The 6,246-nt window shown below is 64.8% G+C and carries 4 protein-coding genes and 1 pseudogene; all 5 read right to left on the bottom strand.

Going from position 1 to position 6,246, the window contains the following annotated elements:
- Nucleotides 1-249: 249 nt before the first annotated feature.
- Nucleotides 250-1,545 (bottom strand): UDP-N-acetylglucosamine 1-carboxyvinyltransferase, encoded by a 1,296-nt coding sequence (gene murA, locus OWC48_RS26735; protein WP_014491005.1) that lies wholly within the window; start codon nucleotides 1,543-1,545, stop codon nucleotides 250-252.
- Between the two features lie 271 nt (nucleotides 1,546-1,816).
- A complete protein-coding gene (locus OWC48_RS26730; protein ID WP_282522637.1) occupies nucleotides 1,817-2,284 on the bottom strand; it encodes a hypothetical protein in 468 nt (155 codons plus the stop codon).
- Nucleotides 2,285-2,431: 147 nt separating this feature from the next.
- Nucleotides 2,432-4,867, bottom strand: coding sequence for a DNA topoisomerase (ATP-hydrolyzing) subunit B (gene gyrB / locus OWC48_RS26725; protein WP_282522636.1), 2,436 nt, complete (start codon nucleotides 4,865-4,867; stop codon nucleotides 2,432-2,434).
- Between the two features lie 282 nt (nucleotides 4,868-5,149).
- Nucleotides 5,150-5,893 carry a hypothetical protein gene (locus tag OWC48_RS26720; protein ID WP_282522635.1) on the bottom strand — a complete coding sequence of 248 codons (744 nt, stop codon included), beginning with the start codon at nucleotides 5,891-5,893 and terminating at the stop codon, nucleotides 5,150-5,152.
- A gap of 123 nt (nucleotides 5,894-6,016) precedes the next feature.
- Nucleotides 6,017-6,202 (bottom strand): annotated as a pseudogene (locus OWC48_RS26715) (hypothetical protein); the annotation flags it as partial.
- Between the last annotated feature and the right edge of the window lie 44 nt (nucleotides 6,203-6,246).

The raw sequence follows: 6,246 nt of genomic DNA, 5'->3' as shown, positions 1-6,246 counted from the left end.
CGCCCGCCGAGGGCGACAACTACAGATCTTGGCAGGAAATTACCGGGACCAAGGCCTTCTCTCCTGACGTCTTCAGCCTCAAGAGCCGATAACGCAACAGGCCCCTTGTGGGAGAAGGTGGCGCGCGCAGCGCGACGGATGAGGGGTTCTCTCCGCGAATTCAAATCTGATTTGGATTCGCGGAGACATACCCCTCATCCGGCGCTTCGCGCCACCTTCTCCCACAAGGGGAGAAGGGAAGAGGAGCCCTCAGCCCTTCCTTTCAGGCACGCGCCTGATCTTCGCGCCGAGCGCGTTCAGGCGTTCGTCGATGCGCTCGTAGCCGCGCTCGATCTGGTCGGCGTTGTTGATCGTGGAGGTGCCCTCGGCGCAGACCGCGGCGAGCAGCATCGCCATGCCGGCGCGGATGTCGGGCGAGATCATCGATGCGCCACGCAGGCGGCTGGGGCCGGCGATGATGGCGCGGTGAGGATCACAGAGAACAATGCGCGCGCCCATGGCGATCAGCTTGTCGACGAAGAACATCCGCGATTCGAACATCTTCTCGAACATCAGGATCACGCCGTCGCATTGCGTGGCGGTGACGATCGCGATCGACATCAGATCGGCCGGGAAGGCCGGCCAGGGCTGGTCTTCCAGCTTCGGCACGTGGCCGCCGAAATCGTCCTGGATCTTCAGCGTCTGGTTCGAGGGCACGATGAGATCGTCACCCTCGATGCGGCAGACGATGCCGAGCCGCTCGAACCCCATGCGGATCGAACGCAGATGCTCGACGCCGGCGCGGACGATGCGAAGCGGGGAGCGCGTGACGGCCGCAAGCCCGATCAGCGAGCCGACCTCGATATGGTCGGGCTGGATCCGGTAGGTCGTGGCGCCCAGCGTCGCCGGCCCATGCACGATCATGGTGTTGGTGCCGATGCCCTCGATTCGCGCGCCGAGCGCGACCAGGAAATTGGCGAGGTCCTGCACATGCGGCTCGGAGGCCGCGTTGCGCAAATGGGTGACGCCGTCGGCAGCGACCGCCGCGACCAGCGCGTTCTCGGTTGCGGTGACGCTCGGCTCGTCCAGGAACACGTCAGCACCGGCGAGCTTTGCCGCGCGGAATTCGAGCCGGTCGGTGGCGGTGACCTTGGCGCCCAGTTGTTCGAGCGCGAGCACATGGGTGTCCAGGCGGCGGCGGCCGATGACGTCGCCGCCGGGCGGCGGCAGCATCACTTCGCCGCAGCGGGCGAGCAGCGGGCCCGCGAGCAGGATCGAGGCGCGGATGCGGACGCAGAGCTCGGGGTCGAGGTCCGCGGCGCGGATGCTCTTGGCGTGGATGTGCAGCGTGTTGCGGGCGGTCCATTCCGCCGCCGCGCCGACCGAGCGGATCAGCTCGACCAGCGTCTCGGTGTCGCGGATCCGCGGCACGTTCTCCAGCGTCACCGGATGCTCGGTGAGCAGGGCGGCCGCGATGATCGGCAGCGCCGAATTCTTGTTGCCGGACGGCTCGATCGAGCCCGAGAGCCGGTGACCGCCCTCGACGATGTACTGGATGGGCGCCACGGGGTTCTCGCTGTCCTGTTGGGTGGGGCTGTTTCGGGCGGAAACTACAGAGAATTGAGCGCGGGAGCAATTGCGGCGGCCACAGTTGGTGGCCCCGAGGAGGCTGCTAACTCCTCATGGTGAGGAGCGCGGAACGCGCGTCTCCGGACGATGCTCGCATCGGCGGGCGAACCATGGAGGCCCGGCTCTCGCCCGCAGCCATCCTTCGAGACGCCCGCTATCGCGGGCTCCTCAGGATGAGGTCCGGAGCTTTTAGCGCGGCGGCCGCCCATCAGAACAGCCCGATGATATTCGCGACCACATAGAGGATCGCGATCAGGATCAGTGCGCCGATCATGACGAAGGAAATCTCGATCGCGATGGCGCCGGTGCCGAGGATGGCGGCCACGCCCGCAAGAAGCCTCTCCTCCCGAAAGATCAGCGCGAGGACCGAGAGCAGGATGGCCAGCAGGCCGAGCGAGATCGCGGCGGCTGAAGCGGTTTCACTCCAGCTGCGTCCAGCCGATTTCTCGACCTTCGGCGCCTGATACTCCACGCCCTTCATGCGCGCGATCACGCGGTCCTTGATGCGATGGCCGGTGTCGACGATGACCTGGTCCGCCGGGGGCGGCGGGAACACCATCGGCACGACCCAGTGCGGCAACACGGCCGCCATCAGCGCCAGCACGCCGACAATGCTGCCGATGATGCCGAGACGGCGGGAGGGGAGGGCGGAACCGGTAGTTGCAGAGCTGGTCATGGCGTGACGCATCCCGGCCGGAATTGGCCTTGCGGGTTCATGCCACTTCGTCGCGATGGCGGGTGGTGAGGTTCAGCGATGCAGGGATTGGTCTAGCCGTCATGCCCGGGACAAGCCCGGGCATGACGTTGTGGAAGCAGCGAGCCCTCAGATATCGATCGTTGCGCTCAGCGAGTGTTCCTGGATGAAGTCGCGGCGCGGCTCGACCACGTCGCCCATCAACTTGGTGAAGATATCGTCGGCCTCGTCGACTTCCTTGACCTTCACTTGCAAGAGCGAGCGCACGTCGGTGTCGAGCGTCGTCTCCCAGAGCTGCTCCGGGTTCATCTCGCCCAGGCCTTTGTAGCGCTGGAGCGTGATGCCCTTGCGGCCGGCGTCGGTGACCGCTTCAAACAGGTCGACCGGGCCGTGGACGGCATGCTCGGTGTCCTTGCGCCGCAGCTTGCCGGGGCGCTCGTAGACATCTTGCAGCTTGGTTCGGTACTCGTGAAGCTTGCGCGCCTCGGCCGAGCCCAGGAATGCATCGTCGATGACAGCAGCCTCCTTGACGCCGCGCACCGTGCGCTCGAACAAGAAACCTTGTCCTTCGACGAATTGGCCGACCCAGCCGCGTTCGACCTCTTCGGCTTGCCTGTCTAACCGCTTGGCCATGTATTCTGCTGCAGCGCTGGCATTCGTAGGATCGGAATAAATCTCCTTGCCGAACAAGCCTATGACGGCGCCCTGCTCGATCACCCTGCGATTGTAGCGGCTGTGCAGATTGCGCAGGATGCTGCGGACGGTTCGAGCGTCATCGACCAGTGAGCGCAGGTCGCGGCCGGTCCGATCGCCGCCAGATCCGGGAATGAAGACGCAGTCGTCGAGCCCGGTGTCGATCAGATAATCTTCGAGCGCCCGCTCGTCCTTCAGATATTGCTCGGACTTGCCGCGGCTGACCTTATAGAGCGGCGGCTGCGCGATATAGAGGTAGCCGCCGTCGATGATGTCGCGCATCTGCCGGTAGAAGAAGGTCAGCAGCAGCGTGCGGATGTGGGCGCCGTCGACGTCGGCGTCCGTCATCACGATGATCTTGTGATAGCGCAGCTTTTCGATCGAGAACTCGTCGCTGATGCCGGTGCCGAGCGCGGTGATCAGCGTGCCGATCTGCTCGCTTCCCAGCATCTTGTCGGGGCGGACGCGCTCGACGTTGAGGATCTTGCCGCGCAGCGGCAGCACCGCCTGGAATTCGCGGTTGCGGCCCTGCTTGGCGCTGCCGCCTGCCGAGTCGCCCTCGACGATGAAGAGTTCGGATTTCGCCGGATCCTTTTCCTGGCAGTCGGCGAGCTTGCCGGGCAGCGAGGAGACCGAGAGCGGGCTCTTGCGCGTCAGCTCGCGCGCCTTTCGCGCGGCTTCACGCGCGGCGGCGGCCTGGATCACCTTGCCGACGATCATCTTGGCTTCGCTAGGGTGCTCCTCGAACCAGGCCTGGAGCGCCTCGTTGAGGACGTTCTCGACCACGGGACGCACTTCCGAGGACACCAGCTTGTCCTTGGTCTGCGACGAGAATTTCGGATCGGGCACCTTCACCGAGAGAACGGCGGTGAGGCCTTCGCGGCAATCGTCGCCGGTCAGCGCGATCTTTTCCTTCTTCGCATTGGCCTCGGCATAGCCGTTGACCTGGCGCGTCAGCGCGCCGCGGAAACCGGCCAGATGGGTACCGCCGTCACGCTGCGGGATGTTGTTGGTGAAGCACAGCACGTTCTCGTGGTAGCTGTCGTTCCACCACAATGCGGCCTCGACGCCGATGCCGTTGGCGTCCGCGCGCACCATGATCGGCGCCGGCACGATCGCCTTCTTGTTGCGGTCGAGATATTTGACGAATTCCTCGACGCCGCCGGAATAGTGCATCTCCTCGCGCTTCTCGACCGCGTGACGCATGTCGGAGAGGGTGATGTTGACGCCGGAATTGAGGAAGGCGAGCTCGCGCAGCCGGTGCTCCAGCGTCGCGAAATCATATTCGATGTTCTTGAAGGTCTCGGGCGAGGCGAGGAACGTCACCTCGGTGCCACGCCGGCCCGGCGCGTCGCCGACCACTTTCAGCGGTGCGACGGCATCGCCGTGGGCGAATTCGATGTAGTGCTCCTTGTCGTCGCGCCAGATACGCAAGCCGAGCTTGCTCGACAGCGCGTTGACGACGGAGACGCCGACGCCGTGCAGGCCGCCGGAGACCTTGTAGGAATTCTGGTCGAACTTTCCGCCGGCATGGAGCTGGGTCATGATGACCTCGGCCGCGGAGATGCCTTCGCCCTTGTGGATGTCGACAGGAATGCCGCGGCCGTCGTCGCGCACCGTGACGGAATTGTCGGCATTGAGCACGACGTCGACGCGCGTGGCGTGACCCGCCAGCGCCTCGTCGATCGCGTTGTCGACGACTTCGTAAACCATGTGGTGCAGGCCCGAGCCGTCATCGGTGTCGCCGATATACATGCCCGGACGCTTGCGGACGGCATCGAGACCCTTGAGCACGCGGATCGATTCCGCCCCGTAATCGCTTGGATTTGAGGGCTCGTTTTCGGCAGGCGTCTGCCGAGCAGGTTCTGTCATGAGAGGCCTTCGAGATGTCGCCCGAATCAGCCGCGCAAAAGGCGCTGATTTGCAGGCTATTTGTGCCATGAAAGACCGCTTGCGCCTAGCGCAAAGTATCCTCCGGCAACCCTTTGACGAAATAGGGATTTTTTGCCGGTTTTCAAGGCTATCGAAGGCCGATTCTGGGGCTTGCGAAAAGGGCGATTCGAGGCCCTGTTTTTGGCTCTTGAAGGCGTGGATTTTGTGGGGCGGAGAAGCGCGTTCCCAGGCGCCGTGGCGCCTCTGAGCAGGTCACTGGGTTCAGTAGATCTGATCCGGCTTCTTGTCGTCGTCGCCCAAGCTGAGGGACCAGGCCTCGCCTGAGGCCACGGTGATGGTATCGGTGCGCAACGGATAGCCCGACACGACCAGCTTGTAGGAATATTTGCCGGGCGGCAGATCCAGCGTTTGTGGGTGATTTTCGCCACCCGCGATCTTGATGGTCTGATCGTTGATCGTGAGCGAGGCCACGTCCGGCACGAGATAGCCGAATATCAGCCGCGCCTGTCCGGGCATCGGCAGGAAATTGGCCTTGGCCACGGCCTCCGTATTCCGTTGCACCAGGTCGACTGTGGTCTCGTCCGTCGCGCGGCCGAGCTTCAGGGTGGCCGGGCCCTTCGGGGAGACAAAGGCGAGCTGAGCGTGATTGGCGGCAACCAAAGTACCCTCAGGCTTTTCCGCCCAGCCACGCTTTGCGAGCTCCGTGCGGTAGAAGGCGAGCACATCGCTGAGCTGGGCCGGCACATGGGCTTCGAGCCCGACCCGCAGCGGGATTTCGATGCCGGTCATATGGGTGGTGTTGGAGCTGGAGAAGTTGTGTTGCTTCGGCACCGGCATCTCGGCGTCTGGATCCGCCGGTGTGAGTGCGGCCGAAGTTTGCGGTGACGGGTGCGGCAGCCATCCGCCGGCGCCTGCGGCGACCAGGCCGCCCGCGAGAAGAGCGAGGCCGCACGCGAACAGCCGCCATCGTGCCGGGACCTTCGTTCTGCGCCTCACCGTCGTCATGCCACTCTCCAGGGATGTCGCGCGTTGCAGCGGGTGCGACACAGTCGCCGCCGCCTCCGGACGACTAGTCGCCCCACCAACCGGACAGGTTCAACCTGGCCGTTACAGGCACAGACGGCGGGATCAATACATCTGGAGCGGGAGCACCTCGCCGGTCGGCCCCACCAGGAGGCCCCAGGCGTCGCCGGCGGCAACGGTCAGGGTCTCGCTGCGAGCGGGCTGCCCGGGCAGGCGCAGCGCGTACCGATACTTGCCGCGCGGTATATCCAGCATCGGGCCTTTCGGCGATTGCGGGCCGCCGGCGCCGGCAACGCATCCAGCGCGCCAAATGAAGAATCCACTGCCGGCACACC

Source organism: Bradyrhizobium sp. Arg816 (assembly GCF_029989365.1).
GTDB lineage: Bacteria > Pseudomonadota > Alphaproteobacteria > Rhizobiales > Xanthobacteraceae > Bradyrhizobium.
The sequence above is the reverse complement of the archived record's forward strand: the minus strand, read 5'-3'. Positions and strand labels throughout refer to the sequence as shown.

What these genes read in the sequence shown, in the direction of transcription:
- OWC48_RS26720 (WP_282522635.1), bottom strand. Translation starts at nt 5,893, where the DNA reads ATGACGACGGTGAGGCGCAGAACGAAGGTCCCGGCACGATGGCGGCTG.
- OWC48_RS26730 (WP_282522637.1), bottom strand. Translation starts at nt 2,284, where the DNA reads ATGACCAGCTCTGCAACTACCGGTTCCGCCCTCCCCTCCCGCCGTCTC.
- gyrB (WP_282522636.1), bottom strand. Translation starts at nt 4,867, where the DNA reads ATGACAGAACCTGCTCGGCAGACGCCTGCCGAAAACGAGCCCTCAAAT.